Annotated in this window: 23 protein-coding genes and 2 tRNA genes; 12 read left to right on the top strand and 13 right to left on the bottom strand. The window is 60.1% G+C overall.

Annotated features, from left to right (window positions below):
• The first annotated feature begins 167 nt into the window (after positions 1-167).
• The gene (gyrA, locus tag AC1D06_RS30435; RefSeq protein WP_477989690.1) at positions 168-2,948 is read left to right on the top strand and encodes a DNA gyrase subunit A; all 2,781 of its coding nucleotides are present in this window, start codon (positions 168-170) and stop codon (positions 2,946-2,948) included.
• A gap of 93 nt (positions 2,949-3,041) precedes the next feature.
• Here the strand turns inward: gyrA and AC1D06_RS30430 are convergent, their stop codons facing one another.
• Positions 3,042-3,986 carry a SagB/ThcOx family dehydrogenase gene (locus AC1D06_RS30430; protein WP_477989689.1) on the bottom strand — a complete coding sequence of 315 codons (945 nt, stop codon included), beginning with the start codon at positions 3,984-3,986 and terminating at the stop codon, positions 3,042-3,044.
• A 558-nt stretch (positions 3,987-4,544) separates the two neighbouring features.
• On the opposite strand from AC1D06_RS30430, the gene AC1D06_RS30425 reads away from it, so the two are divergent.
• Positions 4,545-4,742: a hypothetical protein gene (locus AC1D06_RS30425; protein WP_477989688.1), complete on the top strand. Its 198-nt coding sequence runs from the start codon at positions 4,545-4,547 to the stop codon at positions 4,740-4,742.
• Here the strand turns inward: AC1D06_RS30425 and AC1D06_RS30420 are convergent.
• Entirely contained in the window at positions 4,734-5,405 is a 672-nt protein-coding gene (locus AC1D06_RS30420) for a hypothetical protein (RefSeq protein ID WP_477989687.1), read from the bottom strand. The genes AC1D06_RS30425 and AC1D06_RS30420 overlap by 9 nt on opposite strands.
• A 290-nt stretch (positions 5,406-5,695) precedes the next feature.
• On the opposite strand from AC1D06_RS30420, the gene AC1D06_RS30415 reads away from it, so the two are divergent.
• Positions 5,696-5,866, top strand: coding sequence for a hypothetical protein (locus AC1D06_RS30415; protein WP_477876992.1), 171 nt, complete (start codon positions 5,696-5,698; stop codon positions 5,864-5,866).
• Between the two features lie 36 nt (positions 5,867-5,902).
• Positions 5,903-6,274, top strand: coding sequence for an HNH endonuclease (locus AC1D06_RS30410; protein WP_477989686.1), 372 nt, complete (start codon positions 5,903-5,905; stop codon positions 6,272-6,274).
• 135 nt (positions 6,275-6,409) lie between these two features.
• Here AC1D06_RS30410 and AC1D06_RS30405 read toward each other — a convergent pair whose 3' ends face one another.
• From AC1D06_RS30405 to AC1D06_RS30395, 3 genes are all read right to left on the bottom strand, one after another.
• Positions 6,410-8,314 (bottom strand): O-linked N-acetylglucosamine transferase, SPINDLY family protein, encoded by a 1,905-nt coding sequence (locus AC1D06_RS30405; protein WP_477989685.1) that lies wholly within the window; start codon positions 8,312-8,314, stop codon positions 6,410-6,412.
• A 184-nt stretch (positions 8,315-8,498) separates the two neighbouring features.
• The gene (locus tag AC1D06_RS30400) at positions 8,499-8,636 is read right to left on the bottom strand and encodes a hypothetical protein (RefSeq protein WP_477876989.1); all 138 of its coding nucleotides are present in this window, start codon (positions 8,634-8,636) and stop codon (positions 8,499-8,501) included.
• Between the two features lie 28 nt (positions 8,637-8,664).
• A complete protein-coding gene (locus AC1D06_RS30395; RefSeq protein ID WP_477876988.1) occupies positions 8,665-8,817 on the bottom strand; it encodes a hypothetical protein in 153 nt (50 codons plus the stop codon).
• A gap of 224 nt (positions 8,818-9,041) precedes the next feature.
• Between AC1D06_RS30395 and AC1D06_RS30390 the strand changes: the two genes are divergently transcribed.
• Genes AC1D06_RS30390 through AC1D06_RS30375 form a run of 4 tightly spaced genes read left to right on the top strand, consistent with a single transcriptional unit; the run spans position 9,042 to position 12,296 of the window.
• Positions 9,042-10,496: an FAD-binding oxidoreductase gene (locus tag AC1D06_RS30390; protein WP_477989684.1), complete on the top strand. Its 1,455-nt coding sequence runs from the start codon at positions 9,042-9,044 to the stop codon at positions 10,494-10,496.
• Positions 10,497-10,505: 9 nt separating this feature from the next.
• Positions 10,506-10,913 (top strand): hypothetical protein, encoded by a 408-nt coding sequence (locus AC1D06_RS30385; protein WP_477989683.1) that lies wholly within the window; start codon positions 10,506-10,508, stop codon positions 10,911-10,913.
• Positions 10,910-11,983, top strand: coding sequence for a hypothetical protein (locus AC1D06_RS30380; protein WP_477876985.1), 1,074 nt, complete (start codon positions 10,910-10,912; stop codon positions 11,981-11,983). Before AC1D06_RS30385 ends, AC1D06_RS30380 begins: the two co-directional genes overlap by 4 nt.
• A gap of 10 nt (positions 11,984-11,993) precedes the next feature.
• Positions 11,994-12,296 carry a hypothetical protein gene (locus tag AC1D06_RS30375; RefSeq protein WP_477876984.1) on the top strand — a complete coding sequence of 101 codons (303 nt, stop codon included), beginning with the start codon at positions 11,994-11,996 and terminating at the stop codon, positions 12,294-12,296.
• A 2-nt stretch (positions 12,297-12,298) separates the two neighbouring features.
• Here the strand turns inward: AC1D06_RS30375 and AC1D06_RS30370 are convergent, their stop codons facing one another.
• The 7 genes from AC1D06_RS30370 to phnG all read right to left on the bottom strand — a co-directional run bounded on the left by AC1D06_RS30370 (position 12,299) and on the right by phnG (position 17,719).
• A complete protein-coding gene (locus tag AC1D06_RS30370; RefSeq protein ID WP_477989682.1) occupies positions 12,299-12,913 on the bottom strand; it encodes a DapH/DapD/GlmU-related protein in 615 nt (204 codons plus the stop codon).
• Entirely contained in the window at positions 12,910-13,617 is a 708-nt protein-coding gene (gene phnL, locus AC1D06_RS30365) for a phosphonate C-P lyase system protein PhnL (RefSeq protein ID WP_477989681.1), read from the bottom strand. The genes AC1D06_RS30370 and phnL overlap by 4 nt, the downstream gene beginning before the upstream one ends.
• A gap of 13 nt (positions 13,618-13,630) precedes the next feature.
• A complete protein-coding gene (phnK, locus tag AC1D06_RS30360; protein ID WP_477989680.1) occupies positions 13,631-14,407 on the bottom strand; it encodes a phosphonate C-P lyase system protein PhnK in 777 nt (258 codons plus the stop codon).
• Positions 14,408-14,633: 226 nt separating this feature from the next.
• Complete coding sequence (locus AC1D06_RS30355; protein ID WP_477989679.1) at positions 14,634-15,539, bottom strand: alpha-D-ribose 1-methylphosphonate 5-phosphate C-P-lyase PhnJ; 906 nt, start codon at positions 15,537-15,539, stop codon at positions 14,634-14,636.
• Complete coding sequence (locus AC1D06_RS30350) at positions 15,536-16,645, bottom strand: carbon-phosphorus lyase complex subunit (protein ID WP_477989678.1); 1,110 nt, start codon at positions 16,643-16,645, stop codon at positions 15,536-15,538. Before AC1D06_RS30350 ends, AC1D06_RS30355 begins: the two co-directional genes overlap by 4 nt.
• Position 16,646: 1 nt before the next feature.
• Positions 16,647-17,255 carry a phosphonate C-P lyase system protein PhnH gene (gene phnH, locus AC1D06_RS30345; protein ID WP_477989677.1) on the bottom strand — a complete coding sequence of 203 codons (609 nt, stop codon included), beginning with the start codon at positions 17,253-17,255 and terminating at the stop codon, positions 16,647-16,649.
• The gene (gene phnG / locus AC1D06_RS30340) at positions 17,255-17,719 is read right to left on the bottom strand and encodes a phosphonate C-P lyase system protein PhnG (protein ID WP_477989676.1); all 465 of its coding nucleotides are present in this window, start codon (positions 17,717-17,719) and stop codon (positions 17,255-17,257) included. Before phnG ends, phnH begins: the two co-directional genes overlap by 1 nt.
• A 131-nt stretch (positions 17,720-17,850) precedes the next feature.
• On the opposite strand from phnG, the gene phnF reads away from it, so the two are divergent.
• From phnF to AC1D06_RS30320, 4 genes are all read left to right on the top strand, one after another.
• Positions 17,851-18,594, top strand: coding sequence for a phosphonate metabolism transcriptional regulator PhnF (phnF, locus tag AC1D06_RS30335; RefSeq protein WP_477989675.1), 744 nt, complete (start codon positions 17,851-17,853; stop codon positions 18,592-18,594).
• Positions 18,595-18,688: 94 nt separating this feature from the next.
• A complete protein-coding gene (locus AC1D06_RS30330) occupies positions 18,689-19,837 on the top strand; it encodes a CaiB/BaiF CoA transferase family protein (protein ID WP_477989673.1) in 1,149 nt (382 codons plus the stop codon).
• Between the two features lie 175 nt (positions 19,838-20,012).
• Positions 20,013-20,089, top strand: a tRNA-Asp gene (locus tag AC1D06_RS30325).
• A 32-nt stretch (positions 20,090-20,121) separates the two neighbouring features.
• Positions 20,122-20,198 (top strand) — tRNA-Asp (locus AC1D06_RS30320).
• A gap of 328 nt (positions 20,199-20,526) precedes the next feature.
• On the opposite strand, the gene AC1D06_RS30315 is transcribed toward AC1D06_RS30320, so the two are convergent.
• The gene (locus AC1D06_RS30315) at positions 20,527-21,468 is read right to left on the bottom strand and encodes a methyltransferase domain-containing protein (protein ID WP_477989671.1); all 942 of its coding nucleotides are present in this window, start codon (positions 21,466-21,468) and stop codon (positions 20,527-20,529) included.
• Between the last annotated feature and the right edge of the window lie 173 nt (positions 21,469-21,641).

Below are 21,641 nucleotides of genomic sequence, written 5' to 3'. Positions count from 1 at the left end.
CTATTGTTACCGGGCCGGGCGCTATCCGGCAAGGGGCGTAAAAAGGCCGCAAATGCTTGGCTTAAACGGCAAAAGCCTGTTCATAAGACTGCCTCGAAATTAGCCTTCCGGCAGGCTTTCCGCTATAAAGGCGGCACCGATTCACAGATGCAGAGAATGTGACCGTTTTGTCCGAAATTACCCCACCCGGCGGCAAKGGCCCAAGCGGCATCGAACCGATCTCCATCGTCGAAGAAATGCAGCGCTCCTATCTCGATTACGCCATGAGCGTGATCGTGTCGCGCGCGCTGCCGGATGTGCGCGATGGGCTGAAGCCCGTGCATCGCCGCATCCTCTACGGCATGAACGAACTCGGGATTGACTGGAACAAGAAATACGTCAAATGCGCCCGCGTCACCGGCGATGTCATGGGTAAATACCACCCGCACGGCAACCTGGCGATCTATGACGCGCTGGCGCGCATGGCGCAGGATTGGTCGCTGCGCGTGCCGCTGATCGACGGCCAGGGCAATTTCGGTTCGATCGACGGCGACAAGCCCGCGGCCGAACGCTACACCGAGTGCCGGCTTGCCAAGCCGGCGCATTCGCTGCTCGACGACCTCGACAAGGAAACGGTGGATTTCCGCGACAACTATGACGGCTCGCTAAATGAGCCGGTCGTGGTGCCGGCGAAATTCCCCAACCTGCTGGTCAACGGCGCCGGCGGCATCGCCGTCGGCATGGCGACGAATATCCCGCCGCACAATCTCGGCGAAGTGATCAATGCCTGCATCGCGCTGATCGACAATCCCGAACTGGAATTGCCGCAAATCATGGAGATCATGCCGGGACCGGATTTTCCCACTGGCGCGCTGATCCTCGGCCGCTCCGGCATCCGCCAAGCCTATGAGACCGGTCGCGGCTCGGTCATCATGCGCGGCAAGGCGCGCATCGAACCGATGCGCAACGACCGCGAACAGATCATCATCACCGAGGTGCCGTACCAGGTCAACAAAGCGACGATGATCGAGAAAATGGCCGAGCTCGTGCGCGAAAAGCGCATCGAGGGCATTTCCGATCTGCGTGACGAATCCGACCGCGACGGCTATCGCGTCGTCATCGAGCTGAAGAAGGACGCCAATGCCGATGTGATCCTCAACCAGCTCTACCGTTTTTCACCGCTGCAGACCTCGTTCGGCTGCAACATGGTGGCGCTCAATGGCGGCAAGCCGGAGCAGCTCAGCCTGCTCGACATGCTGCGCGCCTTCATTTCCTTCCGCGAGGAAGTGGTTAGCCGGCGCACAAAATTCCTGCTGCGCAAGGTGCGAGATCGCGCCCATGTCCTGGTGGGTCTTGCGATCGCCGTCGCCAATATCGACGAAGTGATCAACCTGATCCGCCGCGCGCCCGATCCGCAGACGGCGCGCGAACAGTTGATGGAACGGCGTTGGCCGGCGCACGATGTCGAGGCGCTGATCCGACTGATCGACGATCCGCGCCACAAGATCAACGACGACAATACCTACAATCTCTCCGAGGAACAGGCGCGTGCCATCCTCGACCTGCGCCTGCAGCGCCTGACGGCTCTCGGCCGCGACGAAATCGGCGACGAACTCAACAAGATCGGCGCCGAGATCAAGGACTATCTCGATATCCTGAGCTCGCGTCTCAGGATCATGACCATCGTCAAGGACGAGATGGCCGCGATCCGCGACGAGTTCGGCACGCCGCGCCGCACCGAGATCATGGATGGCGGCTTGGAAATGGAAGACGAGGACCTTATTGCCCGCGAGGACATGGTGGTCACCGTTTCGCATGCCGGCTATGTCAAGCGCGTGCCGCTCGTTACCTATCGGGCGCAGCGGCGTGGCGGCAAAGGCCGTTCTGGGATGACGACGCGCGACGAGGATTTCGTCAATCGCCTGTTCGTCGCCAACACGCATACGCCGGTTCTGTTCTTCTCCTCGCGCGGCATCGTCTACAAGGAAAAGGTTTGGCGTCTGCCGGTCGGCACGCCGCAATCGCGCGGCAAGGCGCTGATCAACATGCTGCCACTCGAACCCGGCGAGCGCATCACCACGATCATGCCGCTGCCGGAGGACGAGGACAGCTGGGCCAATCTCGACGTGATGTTCTCGACCACGCGCGGCACCGTGCGGCGCAACAAGCTCTCCGACTTCATCCAAGTCAACCGTAACGGCAAGATCGCGATGAAACTGGAGGAGGAGGGCGACGAAATCCTCTCCGTCGAGACCTGCACCGATCAGGACGACGTGCTGCTGACGACGGCGCTCGGCCAGGCGATCCGCTTCTCGGTCGACGAGGTGCGTGTCTTCGCTGGCCGCAATTCGATCGGCGTGCGCGGCATTTCGCTCGCCGAGAGCGATCGGCTGATCTCGATGACGATCCTTGGCCATGTCGATGCGGATGCATCCGAGCGTGCGGCCTATCTGAAGCGTTCCGCTGCGGAGCGCCGCGCCATGGGCGTCGACGAGGATGATATCCAGCTCGTCGGCGAGGAGGTCGCGGAAGAGGGCGATGTCACCGATGAACGCTACCAGTTCCTCAGGGAGCGTGAGCAGTTCGTGCTCACGGTCTCGGAAAAGGGTTTCGGCAAGCGCTCCTCGTCCTATGACTTCCGCATTTCCGGCCGCGGCGGCAAGGGCATCCGCGCCACCGACACGTCCAAGACGGCAGAGATCGGCGAGCTCGTTGCTGCCTTCCCCGTCGAAGAAGCCAACCAGATCATGCTTGTGTCGGATGGCGGCCAGCTGATCCGCGTGCCGGTGAATGGTATCCGCATCGCCAGCCGCGCGACCAAGGGCGTGACCATCTTCTCCACCGCTGCGGACGAGAAGGTGGTGTCGGTCGAGCGGATCAGCGAGCCCGAAGACGAGGAGGGCGTGGCTGAGGGCGGTGAAATGTCGGAAGAGACAACCGCCAGCGGTGGCGCTCCCGAGACCGAATAAACATAGCCGCCCGCCTCACCCTGCGGCGGGCGTCGCTTTTTCCGGATCGTGGAGAGATTTCAGGATCCGTGATTTGTGATCTCCACGCCGAACTCAATGCGATGCTGGAGCCAATTCTGCTACAAAAGCAGCCAACGGAAACCTGTCGGGGACAGTCAGTTCCGTAGCGGGGACGCTGAGCGTCAGAGCGTAGATCGGAGCTTGCGTAATGTGTTCCAAGCCCAGGATGGCCTTCGCCCGGGCATGATCGATGGCTGCGGTCGGACAGGCTGTCAGGCCGTAGCCCGTCGCGGTCAGCATGATGTTCTGGCCGATATGTCCTGCTTCGATCAACACAACGCGATAAGCGTTCGGATCTTCATATTTCCACATCGTCCGTTCAAGCATGGCGCAGAGCAGAATGAGACACGGTTTGTCATCACCCCATTCCTGGCCGCCGATGAGGGCGGTGATTACGTCGGCGTCGAACTCAGCCACGCGCTCAAGCGAGTGCTGCAGAGCGGAATAGTGATAGACGCCAGCAGGGAGGCCCCTCACATCCCTGGCAAAGACGTAGGCTTCGAAAGGATTGCGGGCGCCGCCCGAGGGCGTCATGGATAGCGGCAGTTCCCCGACGCAATTCATTCTCGATCCGGTGATCCCCAAGCCGGAAAACAGACAGTCGGAAAGCTGCTCCAGGGTAATCGGATCCGGCCGGGCCTGCCGCACCGTGCGGCGCTTGGCCATCAGGCTGATCAGCGGCTTGTTCGACAGTGGATCGGGCAGAGGCAAAGCATGCGCGCCGTTCATCTGGAACAGATTGATCAGCCCAACGGAATTCGCCTTCTGTCTTTGCAGGGCTTCCGCCTGATCGACGGTGATGAACGCATTGTCCTGCACGCTGAAATGCATGAGGGCGGTGGGCAGCCCCCAGTCCCAGGCCCCGGCAAAGGCATCTTCATTCCGAGCCGGAACGGATCCCTCCTCGATCACGGCGTTGACCGCGACGAGGTTTGCGATCGTTTCGGCAAGCTCGCCCTCCTCGAAGTCGGGCAGCAAGGCCCCGATCTCGCTGAGGTCCAGCCACGACTGCATATCCGTCAGGAAGGCCAGAAGATCGCGGCTGCATTGGAAAACCGATTTCGTCAGAAAATTGTAGGCATTGATCACCCCGTCGCCGGGTATGAAAACCAGTGTCGCAGAGCACTTGAACCGCATCGCTAAGGCCTCTCGTAATCCTGCCGCACGGGACCGTGCGGCAGGATTTCAGGTCATTCCGGCCGGAACTGCATGCCGGGACGCACGAAGATCTTCGTGGCGGCCGGCGCAGCGGTGACGGTCAGGTTCGGCTTCTGCTTTGCAGTTTTGGTCATGTCTCTCTCCTCTTTTTGGAAGCGCATCGGTTTCGCCCCCAGGCAGATTCGATAAAACACGTCCAGCGGATAGTAAAGTAAAAATGCAGAAGCATATTACGCTATTGTAGCGTATTTATTGATTTTTATTGGCGTATATTACGCGCTCGAACTTAATAGACGCGGTTTCGAAAAATGCTTGCAAAATAATAACTGTGGAATAAGATAGTTATATTGTGCTAACAAGACGTTAAGTGAGGCAGTCATGGGCGCAACAGCAGACAAATACAACAAAATAAACGGCCTTCTTACGCCACCCTCGAAGAGGCAGCGTGCAGTATACATTCGAGAAGAACTGGTAGGTCTCGCAAGATTAGCGCGTGAGAGCGAACTCGGTATGCTTGAATACCTTATCGCCATGGCTGTCGAGGAAGCCCATGCAGATGCAAAAGCTTCAAAGTGAAAGATCGTTGAGCACGGTCTTCATGATTTCCTGCTTCTGCTGCGCCAGGATCATTCGCGTAATCTCATCGACAACCGCGTCATCCTTATGATAGCGGCGCGACTGGCGTAGCGCCTGACGGAAGGTGACTTCCGGAGGAGCCGGGCGCATGCAGACGGCGGCAAAGGATATGCCTGCCGGCGTCAGGATTGTTGCATGCCCGCCGAGAACCGGTTTTGACAGCGGAATCCAGCGAAGCCGGATCATAGACGGCTCCTGATTGCCGCGCTGGTTGACGCCGACAAGATGCAGCCAGCTCAGGCGCTCGACCACAATGCCTTTATGGTCGCCAACCTTGTGCCACCAGATCCGGTCCTTCGGCTCGGCAGTCCCCGTAATCCGCCTGAAGGTCACAACGTCATTCTTGCGCTCCAGGAAGACCGGCGCACAGACGATGTAATCCGGCTGTGTCGGAACGGATATCCAAAGGAAATAGGTGCCTGGTTTGATGGACGCCGCCGGCTCGCCCCAAAGCGGCCGGATGACGTCGATGGAGGCCTTCTCCAGCGAGCCTTCGGTATTCCTGACTTCGCGAAGCAACAGTTCCGTGTCGTCAGAAAACAATTGCGTGTCGGAAATTTCAAAATAGTCGCATATTTTCCGGATCGTTCTGCTTTCGGGCATGGTGCTGCCCGTCAGGTATTTATCGAACTGCGTCCGGTTCAGATCCATATCCCGACATACTGCATTGACGCTTCCGCGCAAGCTGCAAAGTGCCCTTAGATTCCTGGCCAAATTCGATTGCAGAGACATTCTTCTTTCTCACCCCATCGCCTCATCTTTAGCGTGAACATCGGCCCAGGACAAATATTGTCACGCTGCAATCCGCTCAATCAGCCCGATCGCCATTGCCGTTGCCTGTTTTTCATTCTAGGTTGCAGCCGAGAGGACACGCTAGACGGGACAGGATCCTCATGAAAAAAGAGGAAGCGACGATTGAACGGCTGAAATTTATGCTGACGGAGCTTATCAACTTGCGAAATCTTGCGATGGAAGATTATCGCTATGAGCTCTATGAACTGATCGATGCGGCAATTCTTGAGGTCGGGCGGGAAATCGACAAAGTGCTGGTATCGGTTCATTAGGTTGCGTTTTACCGAGGATCAATGCCAAGCCAGCTCATGACAATCAGGACCGCCGCTGCTGAACGGCAAGACTGGCTTTGCTACTATTGCGGCCGTGCCATGTGGGATGCGGATGGCGAGGACTTTCGCAAGCGACATGGCGTTGCCAAGAAAATGCTGTGGCAGTTCAAATGCACTGCGGAGCATGTGATCGACCGCGCCGCCGGTGGCGGAGACACCCCCGACAATGTCGTTGCGGCCTGTCTGTTTTGTAACAACACGCGCTCGGAATGGGGTGTCGGTTCGGCCGATTTCAAGGTCATTGCAGAAAAGCTGGAGGCTGCCGGCCGATGGAGACAGGGGCACGGCATGCGAAAGATCTCGCTTCCCAAGGCTTTGGCGGCCAAATCTCAGGCTCGGACGGGCTAGAGATCGCCGGATTTCGAGGTTGATCCGGGCGTGCCTGCCGTCTCCTCCTGACAGAGCCTGCAGCTTATCCTCTGGCGGTAGCGAGCTTACCCACGCGTGTCCTTCTGCAGCTGGCGCCTGCTTTTCTCGTTACCGCTACAAAGGCGGCACATCTAAATGACCGGGAGGCAGACCTTCTCGGGCGCGCTCGGCCATCATCTGATAGGCCCGCTCGAGATGGCGCGCCATGCGATCGGGGTTGAAAAGCGGTGATGTGGCCCGATTGAGGCGGAGCCGGTCGCGGATTTCGGCAAGCCGCGCCGGGTCGCGCGCCAGTGCTACGGCGGTGCGGCAATAGTCTTCGTCGCTGTCGGTCGCCAATTCCTCGATGCCGCAGGAATTCAAAAGGCTCCAGCTGACGCGCGAATGGTAGCAGTTCCCCCTGACGGTCAGGACCGGCAATCCGCCGCGCAGCATGTCGGCCGTGGTCGAGTGGCCGTTATAGGGCAGGGTGTCGAGCGCGAGATCAGCGTGCTGCAGGCGCTCGATATGGTCGGCGAATCGTGGCGTCTTGCCGTTGAAGCAGATGCGCTGCGGATCGATCCCCAGCCGCGCGAATTCCGCCAGCAGGTTTTCCGCCGCAAGCGCCTCGCCGCAGGCGAGCCATAGCACTGAGTCGGGCGTTTCGCCGAGGATGCGCGCCCAAAGGTCGATCGTGCGCGGGGTGATTTTCTGTTGGCCGCTGAAAGAGGCGAAAACGAAGCGAGTTTCGGGGAGACCCCAGTCACGGCGCGAGGATCGGCTGGCATTTTCTCGGAGCACATCGTTCGGCATTTGCACTTCGGGCAGCCGGCAGAGCTTTTCGCCATAGAAGGGTTTTGAAGACTCCGGCGTGACGACAGGGTCGGTGATGACATAATCCATGCCTGCGCCAAATACGGAGCCCGGATAGCCGAGATAGGTTGCGGTCAGCGGTGCATCGGTGCGCTGCATGATCGGCAGCCGGTCGCCTTTCGTGTGGCCCTTGAGGTCCACCAGGATGTCGATTTCCGCGGCGGAGATCGCCTCCGCAGCCTGCTGGTCGGTCACGTCGGCGATCGGCACAATGGCGGCGCGCAGCTTCTCCGGCCATTTCTGCTGGAACCGGCGAACCTCCGGGCGGCTGTAGCAGAACAGCCGGATATCAACTTTGCCGGGATCGTGACGCTCCAGCACCGGACGGGAAACGGCCATGACGACTTCATGGCCGAAATCATTGGAAATATAGCCGATCCGAAGCGGACGCGACGCATCGCCGATCTTTCGTCGCGGACGCGGATAAATGTCTTTCGACGCCAAGCGCTTTGGATTGGCAGTCGGCGCCATCTGCGCCTGTTCGTCGTCGCACCAATAGAGCCGGTCAAGCGCCGTCTCGTTGAGGAAGATCTGCTCGGCAACAGTGCTTCTCGGACTGACCATCATATCGTCAAAGGCGCGCTGCACCGGAAAATCGCAGGCCCCGCGGGCCAAAGAATATCGTTGGACCAGGAGAAAACCGTCGCCAGGGCAGGTTTCCAGGCCTTTGACGATCTCCAGATAGGCTCGGGCAAAATCCTTCTTTCGCTCCCGATAGAAATTGACGATGAAATAAACGTGCTCGCCATTCGCCCGGTCGAGATGATCAAGCAGCGGCTCGAGTGTTTCGATGGGCAGATTCGCATGCACCGCGCACAAGACATTGAGCGCAAGAGCAGAATCACCGGGATTGGCGCGAATGGCAGCAGCCGCGGCGGCGGCCAGTTTCTCGATATGCGCGGCCCTCAGGTAAAGTGTCGCCGCCGATTTCAGGGCGAAAGCGCGTTGCTCAGGAACGCGGCCGGCGATCGCGACAAAGCAATCTGCCGCGGCGACCGTGCGTCCGAGCTTCAAATTAGCATTGGCCGCATAGGCTAGGAGCCGCGGATCGACACCGTGAATATCGCTGTCCGGCAGCAGCGCTAGGACGCCTTCATAATTGCCGTTGACATAGAGATTTTGCGCCCTCTCGGCGATATCGGGCGACAAACCTTCGATGACGGTCATGGGCAATCCTCGAACGCAGCGAGCAAGCTGCCTGTAGGCCAAGAGGCCGGAGGGTATCATGGGGAAAATGGACCGAAGCTTGCATGCTCAGAAAAAAGAAAACCGGACGGGCAGGGGAGCCGTCCGGTTTAAAAAAGCGCGGGTTTAGCGGGGAGGGAGGGGAGCCCGCGCTTCGGGGAGGAGATCAGAAAGCCGCTCGGCGCGTATGCGCTTCACGCGTTGCTTGGTTTTCACGGATCGAGTTGACAATCGACGACACAGCCGTTGCGACAAACATCACGGCGATCAGTCCGGCCATCAGCGTCAGTGTCATGTACATCATCTCGAATTCCTTTCGGCTCAGTGCCGGTTCAACGTGGCCGGTTCATCGTGAAATCATGTTTGCCATGCATTTCGACCAACCGCTGTTTCCACGGGAACACTGCCATTGGTTCGGCTGTTCCTATCAACTTGACGCCATTTAACCACCGATCGACTGAAACCTTCTTGAATGCTTCGTTCATTCAACGTTCATTTGGCGCATTGGTTGCATCTGCAGTAAAAAAATGTGGTATCGATATGATCAGCAGATCAACTTCGCCCGTTCGTCCGATGATGCGCGTCGCCACGAAAACCTAAGCTTGCGATTAAGCTTTTTGCGCCATACGTCTACTGCACGAAAGTATGGGCGGAAGGTAGAGCAGGGATGAGTGGCTTTGGGCGCCGGTTGTTTCTTACGGGCGGATCGTTGGCGCTGGGCATTGGCATCGGCCGCTGGTGGCTGCCGGCGACCAGCGGCAAGGGGCCAAAGTTTCCCAAGGTCGACCCCTTCGCCGCGGCGAAAGGCAGGTTGCTCGATGATGCCAGCGAGCTGGAGCCCACCGAGATAGACCGGCAGGTGATGATCAACAGCGATTTCGACGTCGCGTTCATCCACCGGGTCCGCGCGCTGGTCATCGAAGCGCGAAAGCGGAAGATCCCGCTGATCGCCAGCACTGCGCGGCATTCCATGGGCGGCCATAGCCTGCCGGAGCAGGGCATTGCGCTGACGCTGTCGCAAAGTTCAGTCAAGCCCGATATCGCCAGCAAGACCTATCGCGTCGCTGCCGGCACGCGCTGGCGGACAGTGGTTTCGGAACTGGACAAGATCGGCTTTTCCCCGGCGGTGATGCAGTCGAACAACGATTTTGGTGTCGGCAGCACGTTTTCCGTCAATGCGCATGGCTGGCCGGTACCGTTTTCCAGCGCCGGCAGCACGGTGCGCTCGATCAAGATCATGATCCCTGACGGTACGATCCAGACCTGCTCGCGCACGGAAAATCCCGACATTTTCCGGCATGYCATGGGCGGTTACGGCCTGTTCGGCATCATCCTCGAGCTGGAGCTCGACATGGTGCCGAATTCGCGACTGACGCCGACATTCGAGCCGATGCCGGGCAAGGATGTCGGGCCGTTCTTCGCCAAGGCGCTCAAGGACGATCCGACGATCCAGATGGCCTATGGGCGTCTCGACGTCTCGCTCGATCAGTTCTTCGAGCAGGGCATGCTGATCACCTATCGGCCATCCGCCGACCAGAAGAATCTGCCGCCTGTCTCAGGCTCCGGCATTGTCAGCGAGGCGTCGCGCCTTATTTTTCGCACCCAACTCGGATCGGACTTCGCCAAGCATCTGCGCTGGTGGACCGAAACCGAACTCGGCCCGGAACTCGAGGGCGACGCGACGCGCAACAGCCTGCTCAACGAGCCGGTGATCGCGCTCGCCGGATTCGACGACAGCCGCACCGATATTCTGCACGAATATTTCGTCGCGCCGGAGCGCTTCCCCGATTTCATCAAGGCCTGCCGGGAGGTGATTCCCGCTTCGTACCAGCAGTTGCTCAACGTCACGATCCGCTACGTCAACACCGACAAGGATAGCGTGCTCGCCTATGCCACCGAGCCACGCATCTCCGCCGTCATGCTGTTTTCGCAAGAAAAGACGGAGCGCGGCGAGGCCGACATGGCCTGGATGACACGGCGGCTGATCGATCGGGTGCTCGCCATCGGCGGCAGTTATTATCTGCCCTATCGGCCGCATGCCTCGCTCGACCAGATGCAGCGCGCCTATCCGAAGATGGCGGAATTCGCCGCCTTCAAGCGTCAACTCGACAAGGACATGATCTTCCGCAACAAGATCTGGGACCGGTATTTCTCGAAAGTCTGAGGAGGGACGATGAACCGACTGCGCCTGACGGCCTTTGTCTATTTCCTGATCCTCTTGTTTGCGGCATCGCTCAACTATCTTCCGTTCATTCCGGTTATCGAGGGCAAGACGTTCGGCATTTTCGCGCTCGATATCTATGACGATGGCCTGCATCTCGCTTCCGCGCTGTGGGCGGGTCTGGCTGCCTGGTTCGGCGCGCGCGCCTCGCGCTTCTTCCTGTTTTATTTCGGGCTGATCTATTTCGGCGACGGCTTTCTGGGCCTGATCACCGGATCGGGCTATCTCGATCTCGGCATCATCAACTACGGCATTGTCGACCTGCCGTTCGGCTTCAAGATCATGGCCAACCTGCCGCATCTGGCGCTCGGCAGCATCGCCTTCATCACCAGTTTCCTGTTCAAGGTGGACGCAAAATGATCCGGTTCATCTTCAGGCTGATCAAATGGCTTGTGATCCTCGTCGTGCTGGTGGTGATCGCGGCGGCCTGCCCGATTGCTTACATCGAATTCGCCTGCCGCGGCGACGTCGCGCCGAATGACTACAAGCCTGTGATCACGGACCAGAAATACCAGCGGCAGGAGGCCAACACCTATCTGACCTATCCGGAATGGCACATCGTCTATGCTTATGACGGATTGGCCGAGACGCTGAAGACCGGCGACGAATACCAGTTCGACTATGTCCACAGCGTCAACGGCTTCTGGGCCTCGACCTGCAAGCTGATGAAGGTGGCGGACGCGCATGGCGGCGCCGATCAGGCGACGCGGATGATGATCTACACGATCGGAGCAAGTTTCGACCTCGAAATGGGGCTGAAGGCAGCTTACGAAGAGACCGTCGGCCGGCTGTTTGCAATTCTGCGCGGACCGCAAAAGACGCCGCAGGACGAGGAAGCGCTGAAAATGGCGGTGGATTACTCCGCCTTCCTCCGCCAGACGCCCTGGTACAAATATGATTTCGACAAGGCCAATCAGGCACTCTGGGCCGCACCGGTGAATGATCCGGTGCGCGGCTGGGAACGACGGCTGGCGCTCGGCGGGGAATGGAAAGCGAAGACTTACTATGCAAAGGCCATCACCGCCGCGGTGGACGCGACCGGGCAGGCCGATCTGACGATCCGTTCCGTCGTCACCGGGCTCGACGATACGGCGCTCAAAGCGATCTCCAATGTGACCGTGGTTTCGGACAGCGCCGGCGGCATCGTGATCGAAACGCCGCGTTACGATATATTCACCCACGTTCTCGCGGCGATCGTTGCCAAGGGCGGCTCGTTGCGCGAGATCGCTGGCAATGACGATGTCATGGTGTCCGTGACCATTCCGGCAGACGCAAACTATGGCGGACCTGGCGAGGTGATTTCGGAGATGAACCGCGATGGCTTCCAGACAAAACGGCTACTCCTGAATTTGAAAGTGTCGGAGCTCGACAGTCTTTTCAAGGTGATGTCGATCGGAGACCCCGGCATCGAGCATGTGTTCGACTATTGAGGAGCCATGCGTGAGCCTGTTGCTCAGATTGCTGAAGACGCTGGCGGTCGCGGTGCCGATCGCAGCCGTGGCAATGGTGCTGCCAGCCGCGATCCTGCTAACGGCCGGCAAGCCCCAATCGGTGATCGTTATCTTCGCCAAGACAGCAGATCCTGACCGCCTGCCGCGCGAAATCACCATCCTGTCCTGGGACGCGCATATCGCCCGGCTGGACGGCGTTGATGCCGTCACCGCCCGGAGACTTTATGCGGAAGGAGCAGCCCTGGTGATGCCCTTTCGCAAATCCGGCTGCATGTCCTATCGCAAGGCTTGATCTCAGCCCTCGTGCCTGTCGAGGAATTCCTCGGCGCCGAGATTGCGGAAATCATCCAGCGCATCCCTGAGCCGCTGGTGATCCCAATCCCACCAGGCAAGCTTTTCGAATCGTTCGGCGGCCTTGCGGGAAAAGCGCTCGCGGATCGGCTTCGCCGCCACGCCGCCGACGATCATATAGGGTTCGACATCCCTGGAAACGACGGCGCCGGCGCCGATCACAGCGCCATTGCCGACCTTGACGCCCGGCAGGACGGTGGAGCCGTGGCCGATCCAGACGTCATGGCCGATCGAGACGAAATTGTCCCGCCGCCAGTCGAAGAAGGCTTTGTCGGTATCGGCATCCGGCCAGTAATCGCCTGAGCGGTAGGTGAAGTGGTGCAGCGTCGCCCGGGTCATGGGGTGGTTGGTGGCGTTGATGCGGACGTTTGCCGCGATATTGGCGAATTTCCCGATCCTGGCACACCAGATCATGCCATATTCCATCACGTAGGAATAATCGTCGATCGTGGTCTCCGAAATCCGGCAGTGTTCGGCAATCTCGGTATAGATGCCGAGCTTGACGTCGGTCAGCTCGGCCGTCGGGTCGATCATTGGTTCGATGCCGAGTTTGGTCATGCGGCGRCCTTCCGGGCGGAGAATTCCGAGACATCGACAATCCGGTCGGCGACCTGATTGCGGACGTCCTCGTCGTGGAAAATGCCGAGCAGGGCGACGCCCTGCTTCTTCTTCTCATGRATCATCTCGACCACGACGGCGCGGTTCTGTGCATCGAGCGAGGCAGTCGGCTCATCGAGCAGCAGCACCGGATGGTCGGTTATGAAACCGCGGGCTATGTTGACGCGCTGCTGCTCGCCGCCGGAGAAGGTTGCGGGCGGCAGCTGCCAGAGCGTGTCCGGCAGATTGAGGCGCGCGAGAAGATCGGCGGCCACCTTGCGAGCATCGTCGAGTGCCACGCCGCGCGCGAGAAGCGGCTCGGCGACGATGTCGAGCGCCGGCACGCGCGGTACGGTGCGCAGGAACTGGCTGACATAGCCCAGCGTGTGGCGACGGATGTCGATAACCAGCCGCGGATCGGCCTTCGCGAGATCCTCGATGCCGTCCTTGTGGCGGATCAGGATCTCGCCCTTGTCGACACCATAATTGCCGTAGATCATTTTCAGGATCGAGCTCTTGCCGACCCCCGACGGGCCGCCGAGCACGACGCATTCGCCGGCATCGACGGTGAGCGCAACATGTGTAACCACGGGCAGACGCAGGCCGCCGCGCAGATGCATGGTGAAGGTTTTGGCCAGATCTCTGACGATAAGCGGTGCTTGCATGATCGTTCTACCTTCAGACTTGCAGGATCGAGGAAACGAGAAGCTGCGTATAGGGCTCGCGCGGATCGTCTAGCACACGGTCGGTCAGGCCCTGTTCGATGACATAGCCGTTCTTCATCACCATCATCCGGTGCGAGATCAGCCGCGCCACGGCAAGGTCATGGGTGACGATGATCACCGACAGCGACAGGTCCTGGACGAGTCCGCGTAGGAGGTCGAGCAGGCGGGCCTGGACGGAGACGTCGAGACCGCCGGTCGGCTCGTCCATGAAGACCAGACGGGGCGAGGTGACGAGGTTGCGCGCGATCTGCAGGCGCTGGCGCATGCCGCCGGAAAAGGCGCGCGGCTGGTCGTCGATGCGGTCCTCGTCGATCTCGACGCGGGTCAGCCAATCGGTGGCTGTGGCGCGGATCTGGCCGTAGTGCCGGTCGCCGACTGCCATCAGTCGTTCGCCGACATTGGCGCCGGCGGAGACGGCCATGCGCAGGCCATCGGCCGGGTTCTGGTGGACAAAACCCCAATCGGTGCGCATCAGGAAGCGGCGTTCCGCCTCGCTCATGCGGGCCATGTCGCGCAGATTGCCGTCGCGCATGCGGTACTGGATGCTGCCGCTATCGGCCATCAGCCGGGTCGACAGGCAGTTGAGCAGCGTGGTCTTGCCGGAGCCGGATTCACCGACGACCGCCAGCACTTCGCCGGGCCAGAGATCGAAGCTCACGTCCGTGCAGCCGATGCGGCCGCCATAGAATTTCGACAGGCCGTGGACTTTCAGAAGGGCTTGGTCGGTCATTGGAGAATCTCCAGGTAAATGTGGCCTCCGCGGCTACCCCCCTCTGGCCTGCCGGCCATCTCCCCCTCAAGGGGGGAGATTGGATGGGGCGCGCCCATTGCGCCCATTGACGGGTGTTTGCGCGGTGCTCGGGACTGATTTGAGGCAATGTCGGTGCCTCCTGCCAATCTCCCCCCTTGAGGGGGAGATGCCCGGCAGGGCAGAGGGGGGTGAGCCACAACCGCCATCATTCCGCCGCCTCCAGTTCACTCTGTTCGCCGACATGGCCCTCGGCCCGGCGGGTTTCGCAATGATCGGTGTCGGAGCAGACGAACATCCGCTTGCCCTTGTCGTCGAGCACCACTTCGTCGAGATAGACATTGCGGGCGCCGCAGAGCGCGCAAGGCTTCTTGAACGACTGGATGGTGAAGGGATAATCCTCGAAATCGAGGCTCACCACGTGGGTATAGGGCGGCACCGCATAGATGCGCTTCTCGCGACCGGCGCCGAACAGCTGCAACGCCTCAGACATGTGCATTTTCGGATTGTCGAATTTCGGGATCGGCGAGGGATCCATGACATAGCGGCCCTCGATCTTCACCGGATAGGCATAGGTCGTGGCGATCTCGCCGTTCTTGGCGATGTCCTCGTAGAGTTTCACATGCATGAGGCCGTATTCTTCCAGCGCATGCATTTTCCGCGTCTCAGTCTCGCGCGGCTCGAGATAGCGCAAGGGCTCCGGGATCGGCACCTGGTAGACCAGCGTCTGGCCGGCAACGAGCATTTCTTCCGGCACACGGTGGCGAGTCTGGATGATCGTTGCTTCGCTGGTCTTGGTCGTGACCTTGACATTGGCGACCTTCTGGAAAAAGGCGCGGATGGAGACGGCGTTGGTCGTGTCGTCGGCGCCCTGGTCGATGACCTTGAGCACGTCGTCGGGGCCGATGATCGCTGCCGTCACCTGCACGCCGCCGGTGCCCCAGCCATACGGCATAGGCATTTCGCGGCTAGCGAAGGGCACCTGATAGCCCGGGATAGCAATGGCCTTCAGGATTGCGCGGCGGATCATCCGCTTCGTCTGTTCATCGAGATAGGCGAAATTGTAGGGTGTCGCGGCTTCATCGATGCCGAGCTTGTCTGCAAGACTATTCATTCCGCAGCTTCCTTCTGTTCGTCGGACACGGCGTTTCGGTTGGCCTGGTAGTCCGCGCGCATGCGCCGTACGAGATCGAGTTCAGCCTGGAAGTCGACGTAGTGGGGCAGTTTCAGATGCTCGACGAAGCCCGTCGCCTGGACATTGTCGGAGTGCGAAATGACGAATTCCTCGTCCTGGGCCGGCGCGACGACATCTTCCTGGAATTCGCGGGCGCGGAGCGCACGGTCGACAAGCGACATGGCCATGGCCTTGCGCTCGCTCTGGCCGAAGACCAGGCCATAGCCGCGGGTAAACTGCGGCGGCTGCTTGGCCGAGCCCTTGAACTGGGTGACCATCTGGCATTCGGTCACCTGGATGCGGCCGACGGAGACCGAAAAACCGAGTTCCGGCACGTCGATCTCGACTTCGACCTCGCCGATGCGGATTTCGCCGACGAAAGGATGAGTGCGGGAATAGCCGCGCTGAGTCGAATAGCCGAGCGAGAGGAGAAAACCTTCGTCACCGCGGGCGAGCGCCTGCAAGCGAGAATCCCGTTCCATGGGGAATTCGAGCGGCGTGCGGGTAATGTCGCCGGTCAGGTGGCCGGCGGGCATCTTGCCGTCGTCTTCGATGAGGTTTTCATGCGCCAGGATCTCGGAGACGCGCATGACGCGCTCGCCGGTCGCTTCCTTTTCAAGCGGCATGTCAGGCTCGCCATCACCAGCCAGTGACGGATCGATCAGGCGATGGGTGTAGTCGAAGGTGGGGCCGAGCAGCTGGCCGCCCGGCAGGTCCTTGTAGGTTGCCGAAACCCGGCGCGCCACCAGCATCTTGGCCGTGTCGATCGGCTTGGAATAGCCGAAGCGGGGCAGTGTCGTGCGGTGGGCGCGGAGGATGAAGATCGCCTCGATCATGTCGCCGCGGGCCTGCTTCAAGGCGATGGCGGCGAGATCGCGGTCATAGAGCGAGCCCTCGGCCATGACGCGGTCGACGGCCAGCGCCAGCTGTTCCATGATCTGCTCGATGGTGATCGACGGCAGTGTGCGATCGCCGCGGCGCTTGTCGGCGAGCAGCCGGTGGGCGTTGGCAATGGCTGCTTCGCCGCCTTTGACAGCTACATACATGTCAGTTTCCTCCCTTGCGGACGCGCACCGTGCGCGGCAGGCAGATCATTTCCAGACCGGCGACGAGCACGAGGTCGACGCCGCGCGGATAATGCCCATTGTTTTCCTTCCACAAGTCTTCGAAGGGACCGGGCAGGCCAACAACGTTGATCGTGGTCGATTCCTGGATGCCGGGGCCGGCGAGGATGAAATCCTGGCCGCCGGTGAAGGCGGGCATTTCGAGGATGATCGTGGTCGAGCGATCCGGATATTCCTGCGTGCCGGCCGCAAAGGTCGAGAGCGGCGGCAGTGGCGCCGACTTGTCGAAAAAGGCGAACTGCGCCTCGGTGCGGTCGTCGGTCACCAATGCGCCGGTCTGAAAAGCGAGCCAGCCGGGAAGGCCGGCATCGACAAGCGAGCGGCAGAGATAGACTGGGGTATCGTGGTCGCAGAGCGTCAGCGCGATCGCACCGGCGCCGGCACCCATGGGGACGGGCGGGGCGGCGCCCTGCTCGATCGCCTGGATCGTGCCCGGCCGGGCCATGCCGTCCATCATCGCCTTGAACACCGATTGCGACTGGAACACAGGCTGTTCGAAGCCGCCGGCATAGATTGCGTTTTGCGATGCCATCAGTCTTCTCCCCGCACCATGGTGAAGAAATCCACCTTCGTTGCAGCTGTCTGGCGTTCGCGTTCGGCATCTCGTTCAGCCAGCGAGGTTTCGATGCCATCAAGTAATGTCTCGATCGTCTCGCCATGCTCCGGGCGTTGCGCCAGCGCGTCGAAGATCGCGGCGAGTTCCGCCTTGCGCCGCGACAGGCCGAGCGTCTGGCCATGACCGATTTCGCCCGTGCCTAACCGCACGGTGGCGCGGCTGACCGTCGCTTCACCGAGATTGAAAGGCGAGCCGCCGCCGCCAATGCGGCCACGCAGCATCACCAGGCCGGTTTCCGGTCCGCGCACGCGGGTGACTTCGGGCTTGTCGGCCAGCGCTTCCCAGGCGGCAATCAGCAGTGCGTCTTCAGCTTTCGCCAGCAGTTCCATGGTCCGGCGGCGCTTGTCCTGGCCGTCGCTTGCAGGTCTTTCGATCGGCATCGTCTCCACCTCGGTCGTATCGTCGTTCAGATCGGTCTTTACGCTACTATCTTTTTGACTCAGGATGTCTATTTGTCTATATAACTAGACATATCGCTTCTGGTAAGCCCCAAAAGTGACAGGCATGTGACATGAACGACGTTTTCACCATTGACCGGAACAGTGGCATTTCGGCCTGGAAGCAGATCGCCGACCAGATCAGCCGTTCGATCGCCTCGGGCGAGTTCGACGACACCGGCATGGTGCCGCCCGAAACCGTGCTGGCCGAAAAATTCGGCGTCAACCGGCATACTGTGCGCAGCGCCATCGCCTCGCTTGCAGATGAAGGCCTGCTGAAGCGCGTGCAAGGGCGCGGCACACTCATTGAGAAACGGGAGAAATTCGTCTTCCCGATCGGCCGGCGGACTCGCTTTTCCGAAGGCCTCGGCAAACAGGCGGCCGAAATGGGTATCACGCTCATCTCGTCGGAAGAAATCGAGGCAACACCCGAGATCGCCGATGCCTTGAAGCTTGTCGTTGGCGCACCAGTGTTGAGACTGAGGACTGTGGGTTCCGCCGACGGCCAGCCAGTGTCGACCGCGGTTTCGCATTTCGACAAGGCGCGTTTTCCCGGAATGGCAGAGCTCGTTGGCCATCACCACTCGGTGACCAGGGCTTTTGCAGCCCAGGGCGTGCCGGACTATGTGCGTGTCTCGACCGAGGTCACGGCCCGCATTGCCACGGCGCAGGAGGCAGGCCATCTCAAACTGTCCCCAGGCAGCGTCGTGCTGGTGGCGCAGTCGATCAATGCCGATCTCCAGGGACGGCCGATCCAATATTCACGCAGCGTGTTTTCCGCCGACAAGATCTCGCTGAAGCTCGATACCGGCGCCTGATATTCCCTTTGCTGATGACCGGCGGCGTAAATTTGGTTTGCGTCGCCCGCCCATGCGCGCCATCTTCCGGGCAATCGCATTGCAGGAAACCATCATGTCAGACAAAAGCCCGCTCGCCGGCATCAAGGTTTTGGAACTCGCTCGTATCCTCGCCGGCCCCTGGTGCGGCCAGACGCTGGCCGATCTCGGCGCCGAGGTGATCAAGGTGGAAAGCCCGGAGGGTGACGATACCCGCAAGTGGGGACCGCCCTATATCGAGAAAAACGGCGAAAAGTCCGCCGCCTATTTCCATGCCACGAACCGCGGCAAGCGCTCGGTGATCGCCGATTTCGGCACCGAGGAGGGCAGGGCGCTGGTGCTGAAGCTCGCCGCGCAATCCGACGTCCTGATCGAGAATTTCAAGCTGGGCGGATTGAAGAAATACGGCCTCGACTATGACAGCCTGAAAGAGGTCAATCCGCGGCTGATCTATTGCTCGATCACCGGCTTCGGCCAGGACGGGCCCTATGCGGCGCGTGCCGGCTACGACTTCATGATCCAGGGCATGGGCGGCATCATGGACCTGACCGGCGAACCGGATCGCGAACCGCAAAAGATCGGCGTCGCTTTCGCCGACATTTTCACCGGCCTCTATTCGGTGATCGCCATCCAGTCGGCGCTGATTGCACGCGAAAAAACCGGACGCGGCCAGCAGATCGACATAGCGTTGTTCGACTGCATGACCGGCGTGCTCGCCAATCAGGCAATGAATTTCCTTGCCTCCGGCAAAGTGCCGAAACGGCTAGGCAATGCCCATCCGAACATCGCGCCCTACCAGACGTTTCCAGTGGCTGACGGACACCTGATCGTTGCCTGCGGCAATGATTCCCAGTTCGGCCGCTTGGTGACGATTCTCGGACTTGCCGAGCTCGCAGATGACCCGCGCTTCAAGACCAATGCTGCCCGGGTTGAAAATCGCACCGTACTGACAGAGTCCATGGAAGCCAAGACACACGCCTGGAAGCGCGACGATCTGCTGGCGGCACTGGAAAAGGACGGCGTGCCGGCCGGCCCGATCAACAGCGTTGCCGATGTCTTCGCGGATCCGCAATTTCTGCATCGGGCGATGCGTATCGAGCCGGAAGGAATCCCCGGCATCCGCACGCCGATCCGGTTTTCCGAATCCGAACTCGAACTTGATGCTGGTGCACCACGGCTTGGCGCACATACCGGGGATGTCGTCGCAAAGCTCGGCGGAAATTAACATCGCATTTCGCGGCGCGGCACTGCGAAATCCTAGCAAAAACAATAGGCTGGAGGCAGGTTCCGGCGAAAATCCGGGGCTTGTGGCAAATTGTCATAAAAGCGGCTTGACACTTGGGACCCGAGACCGTAGGAAGCCGCTCACAAGCATGGAGACGTGCTTCGAAGAATGGAATGCGGGTGTAGCTCAGTTGGTTAGAGTGCCGGCCTGTCACGCCGGAGGTCGCGGGTTCGAGCCCCGTCACTCGCGCCACTTCTTCGAAAAGGTTTCCTGCCCAGCAATGCGCGGGTGTAGCTCAGTCGGTTAGAGTGCCGGCCTGTCACGCCGGAGGTCGCGGGTTCGAGCCCCGTCACTCGCGCCATTTCTCCTCTTCTTGGGACCAAATCTGGAGACAAGATATTTGCTCCAGCCTATCGACATGTTTCCTCTCCAGAGCCAGGCAACGGTTCGGCCAAGCAGGCGTTGATTGAAGAATCGGGGTCTCAAGTTTTTGTCTTTGTTTAGTTTTAAGTTTCCAGTCTCCGGTCTCCCGTTTCAGTCTGGGTCTCTGTCTGTGTCTCTGTGTTTCATACCGGTTCGATACCGGTATCAAAGGGGTATCGTAGGGGTACCGCCATTTGCCGTTATCCAACGCCCCGGCCGAAACCTGGGCGGCCTCGGTCGGCGGCTTTCCCTCTGGAATTTTGATTCTATCGGATCGCGATAAGGTGGTCCAGGGACGGAATTTCCCGCCAGATCGGCGGGCGCCAGTAGGAACCTTCTCCGACCAGTGATGTCCATCCCACGGTCAGGCGGTAGCCGTGAATATCGGTACCATTCACGCGGCACAGTTCATACAGCTGGGTGACCACAATGGGCCTCTCCGGCATCGGCCGATCGAGGAAATCGGTGTTCAATCTGGTGTGCTGCATCAGAGGGGTAATATCTGCGGGCGGTTCCGCAAGCCTGAGAGACACCACGCTGGGGCTATCAGGACCGATCTTCTTCTCGAAAATGCTGTCGGCATAGTCTTCGTCATCACGCGGCGTGAACCGGCCGCGCCGGGAATAGAGGCTCGCACCCGCAAGGCTCGCTCTTTTGAGATACGGACGATGTTTGCGCGAGTAAACATCGACATAGCCAGCGGTATCCACAATGTCCGATCGGATGGTGGTGAACCCGGCCGCGTGCGGGCATTCGGCAAAGCGATAGGCGGCATTGGTCAGGACCAGAAGGCCGCCGGCTACCAGATTGTCGCTCAGCAGTTTTATCATTTCATCGAAGCGCGACACCGGGAATACAGCTTCTATGTCCGCCGGCGCCGGAAAGACGCAGAGCACCGCAGAGGCGAGAATGAGATCAAACGGACCGCGCGCTGCGATCTCCTCTTCGGACGATGCAAAAACAGTCGCGACCGAGCCAACGGCCCGCTCACTGGTTTCGATCAGCGCCGGGTTGATGTCGCAGCCGAAGATTTCGTCCTCAGGGAAGAGGTAACGCAGCGTGACCACCTCTTCGCCGACGGAACAGCCAAACGAAAGGATTTTCAGCCTCCGCCCGGGAGTCGTGGTCCGCAATCTTTCTCGCGCCGTCAGAAGATGGTTGATATCTCGAAAGAGAACGGTGTGAAAATTATTCTGAACTTGTCGCATCGAACCAGCTTCCTACGCCCTTTATTGCCCTGTTTGAAAAGATCGCATGCAGGAACGCTGCGGAGCGTCCTTCTCGGGAAAAAACACGCGCAAGTCAAGGTTTCCAGCATCGTCATAAGTACCGCCGATCAAGGTACATCAAGCAGGACTCCGGCCGTGTTCGACGCGCAGCA

This window comes from Rhizobium sp. P2_G2 (assembly GCF_056403555.1).
Note: the sequence above shows the minus strand (reverse complement) of the source record. Positions and strands in the feature narration are given on the sequence as shown.